The following is a 19223-nucleotide window of genomic DNA, read 5'->3' as shown; positions in this document are numbered from 1 at the left end:
GCTCAGGCCTCCGCGATGGGCTCGGACGTGAGCAGGCCGGCGTCGATCTCGCGCATGGCGATCGACAGCGGCTTCTCCTGCGGGCGGGTGTCGACGAGCGGGCCCACGTACTCCAGGAGGCCCTCGTTGAGCTGCGCGTAGTACGCGTTGATCTGGCGCGCGCGCTTGGCGGAGAACAGCACGAGCGCGTACTTGGAGTCGGCGCGCTCGAGCAGACGGTCGATCGGCGGGTCGGTGATGCCCGTGGGGGCGGCAACGGTTCCGGACACGGAGAACTCCCTGGGGATGGCGGTGCGGGTCTGAGGCGCAGCCGCGCGCGGTGCCCGGGTCGTGCGACGGGCGGCGAGCGGCGCAGTCACCTCACATGGTACCCGCTCGAGCGTGCGGCCCTCCGCTGTCAGGCGGTGATGCCCATGAGGCGCACGAGCTCGTCCGTCGCTCGGTGCACGTCGTCGTTGACGACGACGTGGTCGAACTCGGGTTCGGCCGCCAGCTCGACGCGCGCCGTCGCCAGCCGCCGTTCACGCTCCTCCTCGCCCTCCGTGCCGCGTCCCACGAGGCGCCGCACGAGCTCGTCCCAGGAGGGCGGCGCGAGGAAGACGAACCGCGCCTCGGGCATCGACGCCCGGACCTGGCGAGCACCCTGCAGGTCGATCTCCAGCAGCGCGGGCTCGCCGGCGGCCAGTCGCTCGGTGACCGGGCCCCGCGGCGTGCCGTACCGGTTGCGGCCGTGGACGACCGCCCACTCGAGGAGCTCGCCGCCCGCGACCATCTCGTCGAACCGCTCGTTCGAGACGAAGTGGTAGTGCAGGCCGTCGACCTCACCGGGGCGCGGCTCACGGGTCGTCATGGAGACCGACAACCAGACCTGGGGGTAACGGGCACGGATGTCGGCCGAGACCGTCCCCTTGCCGACCGCCGTCGGTCCGGCGAGAACGGTCAGTCGTGCCGGCTGCGTCGTCATGGGTGGTGCACGTCTCCAGGGAAGTCGGGGTGGGATGGCGCAAACGCCCGGACGTGCGGCGGCGCCCCGCCCGAGGACCGGGCGGGGCGCCGTGTGCCGGGACGCTCAGCCGAAGCGGTCGACGAGCGCCTTGACCTGGTGCGGGCCGAGGCCACGCACCCGTCGCGTCTCGGAGATGCCGATCTCGGACATGATCGCGCGGGCCTTGACCTTCCCCACGCCGGGGAGGGACTCCAGCAGCGCGGCGACCTTGAGCTTGCCGATCGTCTCGTCCTGCTGCCCCTGCTCGATCACCTCGGACAGGGAGCCCTGCGAGTACTTGAGGCGGTTCTTCACCTCGGCACGGGCCTGCCGCGCCGCGGCAGCCTTCTCGAGCGCGGCGGCTCGTTGTTCGGGAGTCAGCGGAGGAAGAGCCACGCGCTTCACCTTCTCGTCACTGGGCCGGAGATCCTGGTCGCCGATGCGCGGGACCTGAGACGAAACTAGCGAGGCGGACCCCGCTCGGCAACGCGGACGTGTCGCGTGTCGCGGTGCGACCTGCGCCGACGCCGTGTCGCGCGTCACGTGGCGGCGTCGTGCGCGGGTCCGACCGGGCGCGGACCTGCGGGTTCCCCCGCGCCCGCCGGCCGTCCGGCGAGCTGCCGGACGTGCGCGACCGTGCAGTCGGCGAGGCGGGGATCCTCTCCGGCGAGCCCGGCCACGACGTCGGCGAACGCCTTGCGCAGCCCGCGGGCGGTGATGGGCATCCCGACCGCGGCGACGGCGCCGGTGCGCGGGTGGACGGACGGGTGCGCCCGGACCCACAGCTGCGGTGGCGGGCTGCCCTGCAGGCTCGCGACCAGCTCGGACCGCACCGGGAGCCAGGCCTGGACCGCCAGCCGCGCCGCGTCCCCCAGCGGGTGCCGCACCCCTCCCAGCCGCACGTCCACGGCGCCCGCGCCCAGGTCGGCGACGTGCGCCCTGCCCAGGTCACGCTCGGTCGCCCCGCTCGCCGCCAGCACCGACACGTGCGCGCGGAACCGCACCCAGACGTGCCACGAGACGCCGTGGGGACGCCCCCCGGAGAGCCGGTCGAGCAGCAGCGCCGCGGGCGTCGCGGCCCGCACGACGGGCGGCGTCGCGGGCCGCCGCAGCAGCGCCTGCGCGGCGTCGGCCGTCGCGGCGTCCAGGTGACCGCGTTCGACACCGAAGCGCAGCAGGGCCCGGACCGCGCCGGCCCGCTGCCGTACCGTCGCCGCGGCGGGTTCCCGGCCGTCGGCCGTGGGGGCGGTGATCCAGCGGACGACGTCACCGGTCGTGAGCACCGCGACGACCGGCTCGTCGCCCAGGACGTCCCGGAGCCCGCCGAGGGCCCAGCGGTGCGCCCGCGCGGTGCTCGCAGCGTGCACGGGAGGGTCGGCGAGGTACTGCCCGACGATCCGGGCCACGGTCAGGTCGGCAGGCACGTCCGCACCCTAGTCACGAGGTCCGACGGTCGACGCGTGTGCGCCCCGGGTGCACAGCGCGACCTCCTCCCCCAGCAGGCTCACGGGTCGCCCTTCCCCACGGGCCGCCGGCCGTGAGGTGCACACGTCGTGGCCTCGTCCGTCGTGGCTTTCTGGGCTGGTCTGTGGGGTGCGTGTTCGAGCTGGTCCGGACCCGTCGAGTCGTGTGGGCGCCAGGTTCCGTTATCGTCTTGACCTGCTCCACGTCGAGGGGTCGGCCCTCATGTGGGCGACAGCCCTGGCCGGGGCGCGCGCAGCGCCGTCAGCGGAGGGCGGCAGCCGCCTCCGAGGCCGCGGCACCCGCAGCGGCCCGCAGCGCCGACACGTCCGGGCCCGCGCGCAGCACTCCCCTGCTCGACGACGCCAGCACCTGGCGCCGTGCGCTGCCGAACACCCGAGCGAGCTCGGGCGCACCGGCCCCCTGCGCACCGACACCGGGCGCCAGGAGCGGGCCGTTGACGTGCGCCAGGTCCACCCCGGCGAGCCGCGCGTCGTCGCCGACGGTCGCACCGACGACGAGCCCGACGGAGCCGAGCGGGTCGGCGCCCGCGTTGAGCGCGGCGGCCCGTGCGGCCACCGCGGCGGCGACGCTCACGCCGTCGGAGGTGCGGGCGTGCTGCACCTCGCGGCCCTCCGTGTTGGAGGTGAGGCACAGCACGAAGAGCCCTCGCCCGCTCTCCCGCGCGAGGTCGACCGCCGGGCCCAGCGCTCCGAAGCCGAGGTACGGCGAGACCGTCAGGGCGTCCCCGGCCAGCGGTGAGCCGTCGCGCAGGTACGCCTCCGCGTACGCCCCCATCGTCGACCCGATGTCGCCGCGCTTCGCGTCGACCACCACGAGGGTGCCGGTCTGCAGGCCGACGGCCACGACCTCCTCGAGCGCGGCGACCCCGGCCGAGCCGTGCCGCTCGAAGAACGCCGCCTGCGGCTTCACCGCGGCGACGCGGCCTGCGAGGGCCTCCATCACACGCAGCGCGAACCGGCGCACGCCCTCGGCGTCGTCCGGCAGGCCCCAGTCCGCCAGCAGCGACGCGTGCGGGTCGATGCCGACGCACAGCGGCCCGTGCGCGTCCATGGCCTCGGCCAGCCGCGCACCGAACGGGCGCCGGGCCGTGGCCGTCACGCCCCGGCCCCGGCCCGGGCCGCCCGGCGCAGCGCCGCGGCGGCGTCGTGCTCCTGCAGGCTCGTGACGCTGAACGGACCCGCCTGCCGCGCCTCGATCGCCTGCACGGCCGCACCGAGCTGCTGCACGGTCGTGACGATCGCCTTGTCCGCCGCCGTGGTCGCGGCACGGATCTCGTAGCCGTCCGCACGCGCTCCCTGGCCGGACGGCGTGTTCACGACCATGTCGATCTCGCCGGCCGTGATGAGGTCGACGATCGTCGGCTCCCCACCGGGTCCGCGGCCGGCCGAGTGCTTGCGCACGACCTGCGCGACGATGCCGCTGCGCCGCAGCACCGCCGACGTGCCCTGCGTCGCGAGGATCTCGAAGCCCAGCTCCACGAGCCGCTTCACCGGGAAGACGATCGACCGCTTGTCGCGGTCCGCCACCGAGATGAACACGCGGCCGGAGGTGGGCAGCCCGCCGAAGGCCGCCTCCTGCGACTTGGCGAACGCCGTCGGGAAGTCGACGTCGAACCCCATGACCTCGCCCGTGGACCGCATCTCCGGCCCGAGGACCGTGTCGACCACCGTGCCGTCGGCGGTCCGGAACCGCTTGAACGGCAGCACGGCCTCCTTGACCGCGATCGGCGCGTCGAGGTCGAGCTCGCTCGCGTCGGTCGCGGGCAGCACGCCGTCGGCACGCAGCTGCGCGATCGAGTGGCCCGTCATGACGAGGGCCGCTGCCTTCGCGAGCGACACGCCCGTGGCCTTCGACACGAACGGCGCGGTGCGCGACGCGCGCGGGTTCGCCTCGAGCACGTAGAGCACGTCGGAGACGAGCGCGAACTGGATGTTGAGCAGCCCGCGCACCCCCACGCCCCGCGCGATGGCCTCGGTGGACTCCCGGATGCGCGCGAGCTCGGCGACCGACAGGGTCACGGGCGGAAGCACGCAGGCCGAGTCGCCCGAGTGCACGCCGGCCTCCTCGATGTGCTCCATGACGCCACCGAGGTACAGCTCGGTCCCGTCGTACAGCGCGTCGACGTCGATCTCGATCGCGTCGTCGAGGAAGCGGTCGATGAGCAGCGGCGGCAGGCTGCCCCCGCGGTCGCCGCCCAGCTGCTCGGAGATCGCGCGCTCGACGTACTCCGTCAGCTGTGCCTCGTCGTAGACGATCTCCATGCCGCGTCCACCCAGGACGTACGACGGGCGCACGAGCACGGGGAACCCGATGCGACGCGCCGTCTCGCGCGCCGCCTCGAGGTTGGTCGCGGTGCCGAACGCGGGGGCCGGCAGGCCGGCGGCCGCCAGCACCTCGCCGAACTCCGCGCGGTCCTCGGCGGCGTCGATCGCCTGCGGCTGGGTACCCAGGATCGGCAGGCCCGCGTCCGACAGCCGCTGCGCCAGCGACAGCGGGGTCTGCCCGCCGAGCGTGACGACGAGACCGGCGACCGGGCCCACGGCCAGCTCCGCCTCGTACACCTCGAGGACGTCCTCGAAGGTCAGCGGCTCGAAGTACAGGCGGTCGGCCGTGTCGTAGTCGGTCGACACGGTCTCGGGGTTGCAGTTGACCATGACGGTCTCGTACTCCCCCTTGAGCGCCAGTGCCGCGTGCACGCAGGAGTAGTCGAACTCGATGCCCTGACCGATCCGGTTGGGCCCCGACCCCAGGATGAGCACGGCCGGGCGCTCGCGCGGGGCCACCTCCGTCTCCTCGTCGTACGACGAGTAGTGGTACGGCGTGCGGGCCGCGAACTCCGCCGCGCAGGTGTCGACCGTCTTGTAGACGGGCCGCACGCCCAGGGCCCAGCGGGTGCGCCGCACGGCGTCCTCGCTGGTCCGACGCAGGGACGCGACCTGCACGTCCGACAGCCCGTGCCGCTTGGCGTGCCGGAGCACGTCGTCCGTGAGCGCCGGGGCGTCGGCCGTAGCCTGCGCGACCTCGTTGACCAGCTGCACCTGGTCGAGGAACCACGGGTCGATGCCCGTGCGGGCGTACACGTCGTCGACGGACACCCCCGCGCGCAGGACCTGCTGCACGTCGACGAGGCGACCCTCGGTGGGCCGGGAGATCGACGCGACGAGCGCGTCCAGCGCCTCGCCCGTCGCCGGCTCGCCGTCCCAGTGGAAGGTCGAGCCCGACTTGTCGAGCGAGCGCATGGCCTTGCCGAGCGCCTCGGTGAAGTTGCGTCCCATCGCCATGGCCTCGCCCACCGACTTCATGGTCGTGGTGAGCGTGTCGTCGGCGGCCGGGAACTTCTCGAACGCGAACCGCGGGACCTTCACCACGACGTAGTCGAGGGTCGGCTCGAACGACGCCGGCGTCGAGCCCGTGATGTCGTTGGGGATCTCGTCCAGCGTGTAGCCGACGGCGAGCTTCGCGGCGATCTTCGCGATCGGGAAGCCCGTCGCCTTCGACGCCAGCGCCGACGACCGCGACACGCGCGGGTTCATCTCGATGACGATGATCCGGCCGGTGTCCGGGTGCACCGCGAACTGGATGTTGCAGCCGCCGGTGTCGACGCCGACCTCGCGGATCACCGCGATGCCGATGTCACGCATCCGCTGGTACTCGCGGTCCGTGAGCGTGAGCGCCGGCGCGACGGTCACCGAGTCACCCGTGTGCACGCCGACCGGGTCGACGTTCTCGATCGAGCAGACGACCACGACGTTGTCGTGCTTGTCACGCATGAGCTCGAGCTCGTACTCCTTCCACCCGAGGATCGACTCCTCCAGGAGCACCTCGGTGGTCGGCGAGTAGTGCAGGCCCTGCCCGACGATGCGGCGCAGGTCCGCCTCGTCGTACGCGATGCCCGAGCCCAGCCCGCCCATGGTGAACGACGGCCGCACGACCATCGGGTACCCGAGGTCCTCGGCGGCGACGAGCGCCTCGTCGATCGTGTGGATGATCGCCGAGCGCGCGGACTCCCCGCCGCACACCTCCACGACCTCCTTGAACCGCTCGCGGTCCTCGCCCTTCTGGATCGCGGGGATGTTCGCGCCGATGAGCTCGACGTCGTACTTCTCCAGGACGCCGGCCTCGTCGAGCGCGATGGCCGCGTTGAGGGCGGTCTGCCCGCCGAGCGTCGGCAGGATCGCGTCGGGACGCTCCTTGGCGATGATCGTGGTGAGGACCTCGGTGGTGATCGGCTCGACGTACGTGGCGTCGGCGAACTCCGGGTCGGTCATGATCGTGGCCGGGTTGGAGTTGACGAGGACGACCCGCAGGCCCTCCTCCTTGAGCACGCGGCACGCCTGCGTGCCGGAGTAGTCGAACTCGCAGGCCTGGCCGATGACGATCGGGCCGGAGCCGATGACGAGGACGGACTTCAGGTCGTCGCGACGAGGCATCAGGCGGCGCCCTTCTGGGTGCTGGCGGCGTCCGGCGTCGAGCCGTCGCGGTGCGTGGTCATGAGGTCGAGGAAGCGGTCGAAGAGGTACGCGGCGTCGTGCGGGCCGGCCGCGGCCTCGGGGTGGTACTGCACGGAGAACGCCGGCAGGTCGAGCGCCTCGAGGCCCTCGACGACGTCGTCGTTGAGGTCGACGTGCGACACCCGCACCCGCCCGTAGCGGCCGCCGTCGAACGGGGCGACCGTCTCGGCGTCCAGCGGCGCGTCGACCGCGAAGCCGTGGTTGTGCGCCGTGATCTCCACCTTGCCCGTGGTCCGGTCCATGACCGGCTGGTTGACGCCCCGGTGCCCGTACCGCAGCTTGTACGTGCCGAAGCCGAGGGCCCGGCCGAAGAGCTGGTTGCCGTAGCAGATGCCGAAGAACGGGATCCGCCGGTCCAGCACGCCGCGCAGCACGTCGATCTCGTGGCGCGCGGCCGACGGGTCCCCGGGGCCGTTGGAGAAGAACACCCCGTCCGGCTGCACGGCCAGGACCTCGTCGATCGCGGACGTCGCCGGCAGCACGTGCACCTCGACGCCCCGCTCGGCCAGACGCTGCGGCGTCATCGACTTGATGCCCAGGTCGACCGCGGCGACGCGCGCGACCGGCGCGTCGAGCGGCGTGCCGTCCGGCCCCAGGGCCGGCACGACGTACGCGGTGTCCACGCTGACCTCGCCCGCGAGATCGGCGCCGGCCATGAGCGGCGCCGCCAGCACCTCGTCCACGAGCTCGTCGACAGGGCGGCGCTCCCCCTCGGGGCGCGCGAGCGCCGCACCGGAGAAGATGCCGGCCCGCATCACGCCGCGCTCGCGCAGGTGCCGCGTGAGCGCGCGCGTGTCGACGTCGCTGATCCCGACGACGCCCTGCGCACCGAGCTCGTCGTCGAGCGAACGGCGCGACCGCCAGCTGGACGGGCGACGCGCGGGGTCCCGCACGACGTAGCCGGCCACCCAGATGCGACGGGACTCGGCGTCCTCGTCGTTCACCCCGGTGTTGCCGATGTGCGGCGCCGTCATCACGACGATCTGCCGGTGGTACGACGGGTCCGTCAGGGTCTCCTGGTAGCCCGTCATGCCGGTGTTGAAGACGATCTCGCCGACCGTGCGCCCGGTGGCCCCGTAGGCCCGTCCGGCGAACGTGCGGCCGTCCTCGAGGACGAGGATCGCGTCGCTCATGCCTGCTCCTCCTGCGCCGCGGGCGGCGCCGTGTCGGTGTCGGTGGGCGCCGTCAGGGTGCGCGCGGCGGCGAGGAGCGCGGCGCGCTCGTCGTCGTGGCGCACCTGCAGCGCGGTGTCGAGGGCGGTGCCGGTGGTCGGGTCCGGCACCCAGGTGAGGACGACGAGCTCGGCCCGGCCGACGAACTTGCCGGCCTGCCCGCTGCTCGTCGTCACGGCCGTCAGAGCGGCGGACGGGACCCACACGTCGCGGGCACCGGTGCGGGCGACGTGCACGCCGTCCTCGTGCACCCGCACCCGCGCCGGGGAGCGGACGCCGAGGTCGTGCGCCACGACCCGGTCGAGCCAGTCGCCGGAGCGCGTCGAGGAGACGTAGACCGCCTCGACCGCGTCACCGAGGGGAGCACCGGGGACCGCCGGCGCAGCGGGCAGCGTCGGCACGAGGGCCGCGGTGCGCCGGCCCCGAGCCTGCCAGCCGTGCCACATGCCCCACAGCCCGAGCACCGCGAGCGCGGCGAGGATCGTCACGGAGAGCCAGAGGGGCATCAGACGCGCGCCCCCTGCTCGACGAGGGCGCCGTCGAGCACGGTGGCGCGTCCGCGCAGGAACGTCGCGACGACGCTCCCGGGCAGCTCCTGACCGGCGAACGGGGAGTTGACGCTCGCGGTCGCCTGCTGCTCGGGGACGACGACGCGGCGGGCTGCCGGGTCCACGAGCGTGAGGTTGGCGGGCTCGCCGGGGGCGATCGGCCGGCCCTGGCCGGTCAGCCGCCCGATCCGGGCGGGTGCGCTCGACATGACGCGCGCCACGTCGACCCACGTCATGCGGCCGGTGTCGACCATGACGGCCTGCACGACCGACAGCGCGGTCTCCAGGCCCGTCATGCCGAACGCCGCGGCGGCCCACTCGCAGTCCTTGTCCTCGCGGGCGTGCGGCGCGTGGTCGGTGCCCACGGTGTCGATCGTGCCGTCGGCCAGCCCTTCGCGGACCGCCTCGACGTCCTCGGCCGTCCGCAGGGGCGGGTTGACCTTGAACCGCGGGTCGTAGCCGCGCGCCCGCTCGTCGGTGAGCATGAGGTGGTGCGGCGTGACCTCGGCCGTGACGTCGATGCCGCGTGCCTTGGCCCACCTGACGATCTCGACGGAGCCGGCGGTGGACAGGTGCAGGACGTGCAGGCGCGAGCCGACGTGCTCGGCGAGCAGCACGTCGCGCGCGACGATCGCCTCCTCGGCCACCGACGGCCAGCCGGTCAGTCCCAGCTCGGCGGACACGACGCCCTCGTGCATCTGCGCGCCCTCGGTCAGGCGCGGCTCCTGGGCGTGCTGGGCGACCACGCCGTCGAACGCCTTGACGTACTCCAGCGCGCGGCGCATCACGACGGGGTCGTGCACGCACCTGCCGTCGTCGGAGAAGACCCGGACCGCCGCGGCGGAGCGGGCCATCGCGGACAGCTCCGCGAGCCGCTCCCCCGCCAGGCCGACCGTCACGGCACCGACGGGGTGCACGTCGCACCAGCCGGCGTCGCGCCCGAGGCGCCAGACCTGCTCGACGACGCCCGCGGTGTCCTGCGTGGGGGTGGTGTTCGCCATCGCGTGGACGGCCGTGAAGCCGCCGAGCGCGGCCGCGCGCGTGCCCGACTCCACGGTCTCGGCGTCCTCGCGGCCGGGCTCCCGCAGGTGGGTGTGCAGGTCGACCAGGCCGGGCAGCAGGACCAGGCCGTCGGCCTCGACGACGTGCGCGTCGCCGCCGGCACGCCGTGCCTGCGCGCCCAGCGCCGCGACGACGCCGTCCGCGAGCAGCACGTCGGTCGGGTCGCCGCCCAGCGGGCGGGCCCCGGTCAGCAGATACGTCGTCACGCGTGCGCCCTCGTCTCGTCCGTGCGCACGTGCGTGCGCCCCTGCCCGTCACCGGTCCGTGCGCCCGGCTCGCCCCCCGCGAGGAGCAGGTACAGCACCGCCATGCGCACCGCGACCCCGTTGGCGACCTGCTCCACGATCACCGCCCGCGGCGAGTCCGCCGCGTCGGCCGAGATCTCCAGGCCCCGGTTCATCGGCCCGGGGTGCAGCACGACCGCGTGGTCGGGCAGCACCGCCAGCCGTCGGGCGTCGAGCCCGTAGCCGCGGGTGTACTCGAGCGGGCTCGGGAAGAACCCGCCGCCGGCGCTCGACATCCGCTCGCGCTGCACCCGCAGCATCATGACCGCGTCGGGTCCTGTCGCGAGTACCTCGTCCAGGTCGTAGGACACCTCGGCGGGCCACGAGTGCACACCGACCGGCACGAGCGTGGGGGGTGCGACGAGGGTGACGCGGGCGCCGAGCGTCCGCAGGAGCTGCACGTTGGACCGCGCGACGCGGCTGTGCAGGACGTCCCCGACGATCGCGACGTGCACCCCGGCGAGGTCCCGTCCGGTGGCGTCCGCCCGTCCACCGTCGCCGACCAGGTGCCGGCGCAGGGTGTAGGCGTCGAGCAGCGCCTGGGTGGGGTGCTGGTGCATCCCGTCGCCGGCGTTGACCACGGCCCCGTGCGTCCACCCGGAGTACGCCAGCGTGTGGGGTGCGCCGGACGCCTGGTGGCGGATCACCACGGCATCGGCGCCCATCGCCTGCAGCGTCAGGGCGGTGTCCTTGAGCGACTCGCCCTTGGACACGCTCGATCCCTTGGCGGAGAAGTTGATGACGTCGGCCGACAGCCGCTTGGCGGCCGTCTCGAAGGAGATGCGCGTGCGCGTCGAGTCCTCGAAGAACAGGTTGACGACGGTGCGGCCGCGCAGGGTGGGCAGCTTCTTGATCTCGCGTGCCTGGGTGGCGGCCATCTGGCCGGCGGTGTCGAGGACCAGCACGGCCTCGTCGCGGTCCAGGTCGGCGGCCGAGAGCAGGTGCCTCATCGTCCGGCCCCCTCGATGACGACGCGGTCCTCGCCGTCGATCTCCGCCAGCAGCACGCGCACGCGCTCGGCGGTGGCCGTGGGCAGGTTCTTCCCGACGTAGTCGGCGCGGATCGGCAGCTCGCGGTGCCCGCGGTCCACCAGGACGGCGAGCTGCACCGCCCGCGGCCGGCCGAGGTCGCTGATGGCGTCGAGCGCCGCGCGGATCGTCCGGCCCGAGTACAGGACGTCGTCCACGAGGACGACCACCTTGCCGTCGATGCCGTCGCCGGGCACGTAGGTCTCGCCGATCGTGCGGGTGGGCTGGTGCGCCAGGTCGTCGCGGTGCATCGTCACGTCGAGGCTGCCGACCAGGCCCTCCGCCGGCACGTGCTCGACCTGCGCGAGGCGCTGCGCGAGGCGGCGGGCCAGCGGCAGGCCGCGGGTGGGGATGCCCAGCAGGACGACGTCGTCGACACCCTTGTTGCGCTCCACGACCTCGTGGGCGATGCGGGTCAGCGCCCGCCCGACGTCGTCGGCACCGAGGACCGTGGTCCCCGGGGCGGGGCCCGCCCCCTCGGGAGGCGGTACGTGCGTGGCCGGTCGTCCGGGACCGGACGCGGGCGTGCCTGTGCTCATGCGTGCGACTCCTTCCCCGCCTCACAGGACGGGCTTAAAGGGAGGTTGCTCGACGCACCACCCTACCCTCGACCCGTGCTCGCCGGACGCGTGGCACGGCGTGACGCGGCGCACGTCGGTGCCGTCGCGCGGCCGTCACCCGGTTGCCGTTCATGGCGTCGGCGCCACGCGCCGATGTACCCCACATGCTCGGCGACGTCCCCCTGTGGACCACCGTCCTGCAGTTCCTGGCTGCCGGGCTGGTCGGCGGCTTCTGCGTGCTGCAGTGGGTCTGGTGGCGCGGTGCGCTGCGCTCCGACGGCTCCACGTGGGCGCTCGCGCTCTCGGTCGCGATGGCCGCCCTCGTGCTCGTCGCCGGCCTGCACGGCGTCGTCACGCGCCCGGACCTGCACGACGCCCTGGCGTTCCTCCACGGGCAGCTGGTGGGCGCCGTCGCGGTCCTGTGCCTGCCGGCCGTCCGGGCGCTCGGCGGCGCGGGCCCGCGCCTGCGCCCGTGGGTGGCGGTGGCGGTCGCGGCCCTGCTGCTGCGCGCCGCGCTGTGGCCGGTGACCGTCGGTGACGCCCGGGTGCTCGGGCTCCCGGTCGGCCGAGGGCTGGCCGTCGGCCTGCTCCTCGCCGTCGTGGCGCTCGCCGTGACGTACCTGGCGGTCGCGCTCGGCAGGGCGGACCTCACCCCCCTGGGCTGGCTGCTGGTCGGCGCCGGCACCGTGTCCCTGGCCACGCTGGCCGCCGGGATGCTCCTGCCCGGTGAGCCGGTGGGCGCGCTGCTCGCGAGCCTGTGGCCGCTGCCCCTGGCCGTCGGCCTGGAGTCCCTCGCCGCGGTGCGGCTGCGGCGCGCCCAGCTCATGGACCGGCGCCGCGCGGCGATGCGCGACGCGCTGTCCTCCGTCACGAACACGGCCTGGTACCACCGGGACCCCGCCGCGCTGCTCGTCCGGGCGCGTGACGCGGCACGCGAGGTGCTGGGCGACCCGAGCATCGACGGGACGCTGCGCCCCCTGCAGCGTGACCGGTTCGTCGTCGACCTGTTCCCCGAGGAGCCGGACCGGCTCGCACCGCACGAGCGCACGTTCCTCATCGACCTGGGTCTCGTCGTGTCGACCGCCGCCGAGCGCTACGCCCTGACGGACCGCCTGTCACGTGCCGCGGTCACGGACCCCCTGACGGCGCTGCCCAACCGGCGGGCGGTCGACACGCACCTCCTCGAGGTGCTCGAGCGCGCGGCCGTCGAGCGCACCCGGGTCTCGGTCGTCTACTGCGACATCGACGGGTTCAAGGACGTCAACGACCGCGAGGGCCACGGCGCGGGCGACGACCTGCTGCGCGCCACCGCGCAGTACCTGCGCACGTGGGTCGACGCCGACACGTTCGTCGCCCGCCTCGCCGGCGACGAGTTCGCCGTCGTCGTCTCGCGGGCCGGCAGCGACGACACGCTCGCCGACCTGGCGCGTCGGCTGCGCACCGGCTTCGGCACCGCCGTCGGCAGGGCGTCGGGTCCGCGCCTCACGTGCGGGGTCGCGACGTGGACCCCGAGCGAGGTCGTCGACGCGGACGCGCTGCTGCGGCACGCGGACGCCGCGATGCTCGAGGCGAAGCGGACCGCGTCGGGGCACCGCGTCTTCGACCCCGAGATGCGGGCGCGCGCGGAGGACTCCCGACGCGTGCGCGCGGCGCTCGAGCGCGCCGTCGCGGAGGACCGCATCACCGCGTACTTCCAGCCGATCGTCGACACGCGCACGCTCGAGGTCGTCGGGCTGGAGGCGCTGGCGCGCTGGCACGAGGGCGACAGCTTCGTCCTGCCGGAGCACTGGCTGGGTCTCGCCGAGCAGACCGGCCTCATCGTGCCCGTCGGCCGGTCCATGATCCGCCAGGCCCGCCGCGCGCTGGACCGCCACCACATGCCCGTCGCGGTGAACCTCTCGGCGCGCGAGCTCCACGAGCCGGACGTGCTCGAACGCATCGACGAGGCGTGGTCGGGCGGGCCGTGGGAGCACCTGACCATCGAGATCACCGAGACCACGATGCTGCGCACGTCGTCGGCCGTGCCGGTGCTCTCGGAGCTGCGCGCCCGGGGGGTGCGGATCGCGCTCGACGACTTCGGCACGGGGTTCAGCTCGCTGTCCCGCCTCGCACGGCTCCCCGTCGACGTGCTGAAGATCGACCGGTCCTTCGTGCGGGAGATCCGCACGCCGCGGGGTGCGGGCCCGGTGCGGGCGATCGTCGCGCTCGCCGAGCACCACGGCCTGGACATCGTGGCCGAGGGTGTCGAGTCCGCGGGCGACCTGCAGGTGCTGGTGGAGCTGGGGGTGCCGCAGGCGCAGGGCAACTTCGTGGGCCGGCCGGCACCGGGGCTGCCCGTGCGGGGGGCACGTCCGCGGCCGTCGGGCGCCGTCCCCGTGAGCGAGGAGCTGCGCCGCGCCGAGCCGCGGCTGCCCGAGCGTCGGTCGCGGATCGTGCCGCGTCCGCTCCGCGTGGTGCACGGCACCCTGGACGACGCGACGCCCGAGCACCTGTGAGGGCGCCCGGGCGTCGGGTGCGTGCGGCGGTCGGGGTCAGGCCAGCAGCGTCGGCTTGAGGACGACGATCCGGCCGAGCAGGCCGTTGACGAACGCCGGCGACTCGTCGGTGGACAGCTCGCGGGCCAGGGACACCGCCTCGTCGACGGCCACGGCGTCCGGCACGTCGTCGTTCCAGAGGATCTCCCACGTGCCGATGCGCAGCAGCGCACGGTCGACCGCGGGCATCCGCGCGACCGTCCAGCCGTGGGCGTGGGTCGCGAGCAGCTCGTCGATGCGCTCGGCGTGCGCCAGCACCCCCTCGACGACGTCCACCGCGTACTGCGGCAGCGACGCCTCGGTCCCCGGCTCCACGACACGCTTGGCGAGGAGCTCGGCGACGTCGAGGTCGCGCTGCTCGGCCTCGAACAGCACGTCGAGCGCGCGCTTGCGCGCCTTGGTCCGGGCGCCCACGTCAGTCGTTCACGCGGCCGAGGTACGACCCGTCGCGCGTGTCGACCTTGACGCGGGTGTTCGCCTCGAGGAACAGCGGCACCTGGATCTCGTAGCCGGTCTCGAGGGTCGCGGGCTTGGTGCCGGCGGACGAGCGGTCGCCCTGCAGGCCCGGCTCCGTGTAGGTCACCTCGAGGACGACCGACGGGGGCAGCTCGACGTACAGCGGGACGCCCTCGTTGGTCGCGACGAGCGCCGTCTGCGACTCGAGCATGAAGTTCGCGGCGTCGCCCACGGTCGCGGCCGGCACGTTGATCTGGTCGTACGTGTCCGTGTCCATGAACACGAAGTCGTCGCCGTCCTTGTACAGGTACTGCATGTCGCGCTTGTCGACGGTCGCGGTCTCGACCTTCAGACCCGCGTTGAACGTGCGGTCGACGATCTTGCCGGAGAGCACGTTCTTCAGCTTGGTGCGGACGAACGCCCCACCCTTGCCGGGCTTGACGTGCTGGAACTCCACGACGGTCCACAGCTGGCCGTCGATCTTCAGCACGATGCCGTTCTTCAGGTCGTTGGTGGTCGCCACGAGCGTCGTTCTCCCGGTCGGTGGTGGTGGGCGCCGTTCGGCGCGTCCGGAGCGCAGGCGCCCTGCGGGGCGGCTGGGGCCACGGAGGTGTACGCAAGCGGTGCACGGACCGGCCGCAGGCCGTCGACCATCCTAGCGCCCGTGCCGCGTGCGGCCCGCACGGGGTCCCCGCGGCCCGGCCACCGGGGCGTCAGGCGAGCAGTCGCAGCGCCCCGAGGCCGCAGAGCGCGGACCACAGCAGGGACGCCAGCGTCCCGATGACGAAGCGCTCGGAGGCGCCCGGGTTCTCGCGCAGCTCGGGGTAGCGGCCCAGCCCCTTGACGGCCACGACGACGGCCACGCCCTCGGGCACGCCGGCCAGCAGGCTGCCCGTCACGGCGATCCGCTCGAGCACGCCGATCCACGTCCCGCCGCGCAGCACGATCTGGGCGCCCTCACCGTTCGGTCCGTCGCTCACGCGCAGCGGCTCGAGCAGGACCGGGCCGTGCTGGGCACGCCGCCGGCCGGCGTCGCGGGAACGGGACGCGAGACGCAGCACGAGACGGGTGACGAGCCAGCCGCCGACGGAGGAGAGGAGCAGCGCGCCGGCCCAGATGCCGGCCACGAGGGCGGGGTGCACGGTCCTGACCTTGGCGTCAGGCGCCCGCGCGCGTCAACAGGCGCGCCGCGGCGGGGCGCGCCGCGACCTCCTCGGCCCACATCGCGGTCCGCAGCCGCTGGCTGACGGCCTGCTGCGACACGCCGAGGGCGTGCGCCACGACGTCCTGCCCCGCGTCGGCCGTCCGCACGGCGTCCACGGCGGCCCACCCGGCGGCCGTGCGCCGCGCCGCCAGCGCCCCGAGCAGCACGAGGACCGCGTCGGCGTCGGCGGCAGCCGTCGCGTCGACGCCCCGCACGGCGAGCGGGACGGGTCGTTGCCGGTTCTTGGCCGCCTCCACGGCGTCGCGCGCGAGCAGGAAGGCCGGGCCGGAGCCCTCGCGCGGCGAGGACGGCAGCGGCTCGTCGACGGGGCCGGCTCCGATGCCGACGCTCCAGCCGCCGTCGCGCAGCGCCAGCAGCGCGGTGTCGACGACGACGTCGGGGTCGTCCAGCACGCCCTGGACCTCGTCACCGACCGTGCGCTCGAAGCCGCGGACGACGGGTACGTCCGCGAGCGCGACCAGCAGCTCGGGCACCCGGTCGGTCCCCCGCCGGCTGCCGCGCTGGTCGATCGTCATGACGAACACCCGACAAGCCTGCCACCTTGTGACAGCCGCCACAACCCTCAGCCCTTGTCGCACCCGGGGGTGAGAGCGAGGGATCCGGGCACCCGGTGCCCGGGAACCTCGACCTCACGCCACCTGGCGGAGGAGGTGGCGGGTGTGCACGATCTGGGCGGTGACCTCGGTGGGGCGGCGGGTCAGGTCGTGCCACGTGTAGCGCAGCACCGTGCAGCCCGCACCGACGAGCAGGTTCTGCCGGGTGCGGTCGCCCTGGAACCGGTCGGCGCCGTGGGCGACGCGTCCGTCCACCTCGACGACCAGCCGCACGTCCTCGAACCACACGTCGACGACCGCGGGGACACCGAGCCCCTCGAGGAGCGAGGCGTTCGCGACCCACCCGGTCACCCGCGCGCCGCGCAGGAGGGCGTGCAGCCGTTCCTCCGCCTCGCTCAGCGCACCGCGCCGCAGCCGGTCCGCGCACCAGGCACGTTGCGCGTTGCCCCGGCGCCCCGGGTGGGCGTGCACCCAGAAGTCCAGGTCGTCGGCGTCGACGACGCGGCGCGTCCCCGCCCACGCGAGCAGACGCAGCGCGTCGCTGCGGGCGAGCCACCCGAGGCAGTCGACCACCGTGCGGGCCCGTGCCGTGACGGGCACGCCCTCCAGCACCTGCCGATCGACCGCCCCCAGCCGGTGCCGGTGCGGGGTCAGCCGGCCGCGACGTGCGCGCGGACCGGTGACGACCACGTGCACGCGGCCGTCGTCGGGGACGGGCATCCCGTGCAGGAGGGCCGCACTGGTGAGGGCGAGCGTGGCGTCGGCCCAGGTCACGGCCGCGGCGTGGGCGTCCAGCCACGGGTGGGGTGGTGTCCGGGCGAGCGCGAGCCCGTCACCGCAGACGCGTCGCCACGCCCCGGACTCCATGCGGTGCCGCACCTGGTCCTCGGTGAGACCCGCCGCGAGCGCCTCGGCACGGGTGAACACGCCGCGCCGCGCCGCCGCCGGGGGCGGCGTCCAGGACCTGTCGACCGCACGAGCCATGCCCCGACCCTGGGCCAGAGCGCAGAGCCGGACCCCGTCCGCCCCGCATCTGTGGGCCGGCCTGCCCCGCAGCTCACCTGTGGACGGCTCGCTGCCGCACGGTCAGAGCGAGAGATCCGGGCACCTGATGCCCGGATCCTTCTCGCTCGGCGTCAGAGGAGGATGCTGCTGGACGGGTCCGGGGTCGTCGAGATCTCGGCGTAGGCCGCTGCCAGGAGGGTCGGGTCGGGGCCCTCGAGGCGTGACGGGCGCGCCAGACCGTCGAGGACGACGAAGCGCAGCAGGTCGCCGCGCGTCTTCTTGTCGCGGCGCATCGCCGTGAGCAGCTGGTCCCAGCGGTCCCCCCGGTACGTCGTCGGGAGCCCGAGGGCGCTCAGGACCGTGCGGTGCCGCTCGACGACGTCGTCGTCGAGCCGTCCGGCCAGCCGGGCGAGCTCGGCGACGAACACCATCCCGACCGACACCGCGGCGCCGTGGCGCCAGCGATACCGCTCGACCTGCTCGACCGCGTGGCCGAACGTGTGGCCGTAGTTGAGGATCTCGCGCAGACCGGCCTCCCGCAGGTCCTCCCCGACGACGCGCGCCTTGGTCCGCACGGCCCGCTCGACGAGCTCGGCGAGCACGGGTGAGCTCGCGGCGGCCACGGGGTCCTGCAGCAGCGCGGTGTCCTCCTCGACGAGCTCGAGGATCCGGGGGTCGTCGATGAAGCCGCACTTGACGATCTCCGCGAGCCCGGCGACGAAGTCGTAGGGGGCCATGGACTCCACCGACGCGAGGTCGCACAGCACGCCCGCGGGCGGGTGGAACGCGCCGACGAGGTTCTTGCCCTCGGCGGTGTTGATGCCGGTCTTGCCGCCGACGGCGGCGTCGACCATGCCGAGCACGGTGGTGGGCACCTGGACGACGCGCACACCGCGCAGCCACGTCGCCGCGACGAACCCCGCGAGGTCGGTGGTCGCTCCCCCGCCGAGCCCGACGACCGCGTCGGAGCGCGTGAAGTCCGCCTGCCCGAGCACGCCCCAGCAGAAGGCGGCGACCTGGGCCGTCTTCTGCTCCTCGGCGTCCGGCACCTGGGCGAGGTAGACCTGGTAGCCGTGCGACGCGAGATCCTCGCGGACCGTCTCGGCGGACGTGGCCAGGGCGGCCGGGTGAACGACGAGCACCCGGCGCACGGTGTCGCCGAGCATCGCCGGCAGGTGGCCGAGCAGGTGACGCCCGATGACCACGTCGTACGGCTGCTCCCCCGCGACGGTGACGACGGCGTCGCCGCTCATGCGCCCGGCTCCGCGAGGCGCTGCGCGCGCAGCGTCGTCTCGATGACCTCGGCGACCTCGGCGGGGCGCAGCCCGTCCGTCGACACCCGCACCGTCGCGACCTCCTCGTAGACCGGACGCCGGGCGTCCATGAGCGACTGCCACTGCGCGCGCGGGCTGCCGACCAGCAGCGGCCGCGACTGGTTGAGCCCGACACGTCCGGCGGCGTGCGCCAGGCTGACGTCGAGGAAGACGACCACGCCGCCGCCGTCGCGGTAGGCCCGCAGCAGGGCGCGCGTCCCGGGGTCGAGCACGGCTCCCCCGCCGAGGGCCAGGACGCCCTCGTGCTCGCCGAGCGCGGTCGCGACGGCGGTGCGCTCGAGCGCCCGGAAGTGCGGCTCGCCGTCCTCGACGAAGACGTCGGCGACGGACTTGCCGGCGGTGGTCTCCACGTCGGTGTCGGTGTCGCGGGACTCCAGCTGCCAGCGCTGCGCGAGCGCCGCGGCGACGGTGGACTTGCCCGCGCCGGGCGGGCCGACGAGAACGACACGAGGTCCGGGACCGGGGGTTGCACGGGGCACG

At 74.4% G+C, this 19223-nt stretch carries 19 protein-coding genes; 1 reads left to right on the top strand and 18 read right to left on the bottom strand.

What is annotated here, in order from left to right; translation table 11 throughout:
* Positions 1 to 2: 2 nt before the first annotated feature.
* The 11 genes from rpoZ to pyrR form a co-directional block, all read right to left on the bottom strand.
* The gene (gene rpoZ, locus NP075_RS09665; RefSeq protein ID WP_227562986.1) at positions 3 to 269 is read right to left on the bottom strand and encodes a DNA-directed RNA polymerase subunit omega; all 267 of its coding nucleotides are present in this window, start codon (positions 267 to 269) and stop codon (positions 3 to 5) included.
* A 128-nt stretch (positions 270 to 397) separates the two neighbouring features.
* Positions 398 to 964, bottom strand: a complete 567-nt coding sequence (gmk, locus tag NP075_RS09660; RefSeq protein WP_227562985.1) for a guanylate kinase — start codon at positions 962 to 964, stop codon at positions 398 to 400.
* Between the two features lie 105 nt (positions 965 to 1069).
* Positions 1070 to 1381 (bottom strand): integration host factor, actinobacterial type, encoded by a 312-nt coding sequence (gene mihF / locus NP075_RS09655; protein WP_013117080.1) that lies wholly within the window; start codon positions 1379 to 1381, stop codon positions 1070 to 1072.
* Positions 1382 to 1524: 143 nt separating this feature from the next.
* Positions 1525 to 2409, bottom strand: a complete 885-nt coding sequence (locus NP075_RS09650; RefSeq protein ID WP_227562984.1) for a hypothetical protein — start codon at positions 2407 to 2409, stop codon at positions 1525 to 1527.
* A gap of 301 nt (positions 2410 to 2710) precedes the next feature.
* Entirely contained in the window at positions 2711 to 3568 is an 858-nt protein-coding gene (pyrF, locus tag NP075_RS09645) for an orotidine-5'-phosphate decarboxylase (protein WP_227562983.1), read from the bottom strand.
* Complete coding sequence (gene carB / locus NP075_RS09640) at positions 3565 to 6900, bottom strand: carbamoyl-phosphate synthase large subunit (RefSeq protein ID WP_227562982.1); 3336 nt, start codon at positions 6898 to 6900, stop codon at positions 3565 to 3567. Before carB ends, pyrF begins: the two co-directional genes overlap by 4 nt.
* Positions 6900 to 8114, bottom strand: coding sequence for a glutamine-hydrolyzing carbamoyl-phosphate synthase small subunit (gene carA / locus NP075_RS09635; protein WP_227562981.1), 1215 nt, complete (start codon positions 8112 to 8114; stop codon positions 6900 to 6902). Before carA ends, carB begins: the two co-directional genes overlap by 1 nt.
* A complete protein-coding gene (locus NP075_RS09630; protein WP_227562980.1) occupies positions 8111 to 8659 on the bottom strand; it encodes a PH-like domain-containing protein in 549 nt (182 codons plus the stop codon). The genes carA and NP075_RS09630 overlap by 4 nt, the downstream gene beginning before the upstream one ends.
* Positions 8659 to 9969, bottom strand: coding sequence for a dihydroorotase (locus NP075_RS09625; protein WP_227562979.1), 1311 nt, complete (start codon positions 9967 to 9969; stop codon positions 8659 to 8661). Before NP075_RS09625 ends, NP075_RS09630 begins: the two co-directional genes overlap by 1 nt.
* The gene (locus NP075_RS09620) at positions 9966 to 10997 is read right to left on the bottom strand and encodes an aspartate carbamoyltransferase catalytic subunit (protein WP_227562978.1); all 1032 of its coding nucleotides are present in this window, start codon (positions 10995 to 10997) and stop codon (positions 9966 to 9968) included. Before NP075_RS09620 ends, NP075_RS09625 begins: the two co-directional genes overlap by 4 nt.
* Positions 10994 to 11614: a bifunctional pyr operon transcriptional regulator/uracil phosphoribosyltransferase PyrR gene (pyrR, locus tag NP075_RS09615; RefSeq protein ID WP_227562977.1), complete on the bottom strand. Its 621-nt coding sequence runs from the start codon at positions 11612 to 11614 to the stop codon at positions 10994 to 10996. The genes NP075_RS09620 and pyrR overlap by 4 nt, the downstream gene beginning before the upstream one ends.
* A gap of 185 nt (positions 11615 to 11799) precedes the next feature.
* On the opposite strand from pyrR, the gene NP075_RS09610 reads away from it, so the two are divergent.
* Positions 11800 to 14130, top strand: coding sequence for a putative bifunctional diguanylate cyclase/phosphodiesterase (locus NP075_RS09610; RefSeq protein ID WP_227562976.1), 2331 nt, complete (start codon positions 11800 to 11802; stop codon positions 14128 to 14130).
* A gap of 36 nt (positions 14131 to 14166) precedes the next feature.
* Here the strand turns inward: NP075_RS09610 and nusB are convergent, their stop codons facing one another.
* From nusB to NP075_RS09575, 7 genes are all read right to left on the bottom strand, one after another.
* Positions 14167 to 14583: a transcription antitermination factor NusB gene (nusB, locus tag NP075_RS09605; protein ID WP_227562975.1), complete on the bottom strand. Its 417-nt coding sequence runs from the start codon at positions 14581 to 14583 to the stop codon at positions 14167 to 14169.
* Between the two features lies 1 nt (position 14584).
* Positions 14585 to 15148 (bottom strand): elongation factor P, encoded by a 564-nt coding sequence (efp, locus tag NP075_RS09600; protein WP_227562974.1) that lies wholly within the window; start codon positions 15146 to 15148, stop codon positions 14585 to 14587.
* Positions 15149 to 15338: 190 nt separating this feature from the next.
* Entirely contained in the window at positions 15339 to 15767 is a 429-nt protein-coding gene (locus NP075_RS09595) for a hypothetical protein (RefSeq protein ID WP_227562973.1), read from the bottom strand.
* A 16-nt stretch (positions 15768 to 15783) separates the two neighbouring features.
* Positions 15784 to 16365 carry a hypothetical protein gene (locus NP075_RS09590; protein ID WP_255628612.1) on the bottom strand — a complete coding sequence of 194 codons (582 nt, stop codon included), beginning with the start codon at positions 16363 to 16365 and terminating at the stop codon, positions 15784 to 15786.
* A gap of 114 nt (positions 16366 to 16479) precedes the next feature.
* Complete coding sequence (locus NP075_RS09585; protein WP_227562971.1) at positions 16480 to 17388, bottom strand: DUF559 domain-containing protein; 909 nt, start codon at positions 17386 to 17388, stop codon at positions 16480 to 16482.
* 152 nt (positions 17389 to 17540) lie between these two features.
* Positions 17541 to 18662 (bottom strand): 3-dehydroquinate synthase, encoded by a 1122-nt coding sequence (gene aroB, locus NP075_RS09580; protein WP_227562970.1) that lies wholly within the window; start codon positions 18660 to 18662, stop codon positions 17541 to 17543.
* Entirely contained in the window at positions 18659 to 19222 is a 564-nt protein-coding gene (locus NP075_RS09575; protein WP_227562969.1) for a shikimate kinase, read from the bottom strand. The genes aroB and NP075_RS09575 overlap by 4 nt, the downstream gene beginning before the upstream one ends.
* Position 19223: the final 1 nt, after the last annotated feature.

Origin of the sequence: Cellulomonas wangsupingiae, assembly GCF_024508275.1 — a bacterium.
Taxonomy (GTDB): domain Bacteria; phylum Actinomycetota; class Actinomycetes; order Actinomycetales; family Cellulomonadaceae; genus Cellulomonas; species Cellulomonas wangsupingiae.
Note: the sequence above shows the minus strand (reverse complement) of the source record. Positions and strands in the feature narration are given on the sequence as shown.

What these genes read in the sequence shown, in the direction of transcription:
- gmk (WP_227562985.1), bottom strand. Translation starts at nt 964, where the DNA reads ATGACGACGCAGCCGGCACGACTGACCGTTCTCGCCGGACCGACGGCG.
- carB (WP_227562982.1), bottom strand. Translation starts at nt 6,900, where the DNA reads ATGCCTCGTCGCGACGACCTGAAGTCCGTCCTCGTCATCGGCTCCGGC.
- carA (WP_227562981.1), bottom strand. Translation starts at nt 8,114, where the DNA reads ATGAGCGACGCGATCCTCGTCCTCGAGGACGGCCGCACGTTCGCCGGA.
- NP075_RS09630 (WP_227562980.1), bottom strand. Translation starts at nt 8,659, where the DNA reads ATGCCCCTCTGGCTCTCCGTGACGATCCTCGCCGCGCTCGCGGTGCTC.
- NP075_RS09620 (WP_227562978.1), bottom strand. Translation starts at nt 10,997, where the DNA reads ATGAGGCACCTGCTCTCGGCCGCCGACCTGGACCGCGACGAGGCCGTG.
- pyrR (WP_227562977.1), bottom strand. Translation starts at nt 11,614, where the DNA reads ATGAGCACAGGCACGCCCGCGTCCGGTCCCGGACGACCGGCCACGCAC.
- NP075_RS09610 (WP_227562976.1), top strand. Translation starts at nt 11,800, where the DNA reads ATGCTCGGCGACGTCCCCCTGTGGACCACCGTCCTGCAGTTCCTGGCT.
- NP075_RS09590 (WP_255628612.1), bottom strand. Translation starts at nt 16,365, where the DNA reads ATGACGATCGACCAGCGCGGCAGCCGGCGGGGGACCGACCGGGTGCCC.
- NP075_RS09585 (WP_227562971.1), bottom strand. Translation starts at nt 17,388, where the DNA reads ATGGCTCGTGCGGTCGACAGGTCCTGGACGCCGCCCCCGGCGGCGGCG.
- aroB (WP_227562970.1), bottom strand. Translation starts at nt 18,662, where the DNA reads ATGAGCGGCGACGCCGTCGTCACCGTCGCGGGGGAGCAGCCGTACGAC.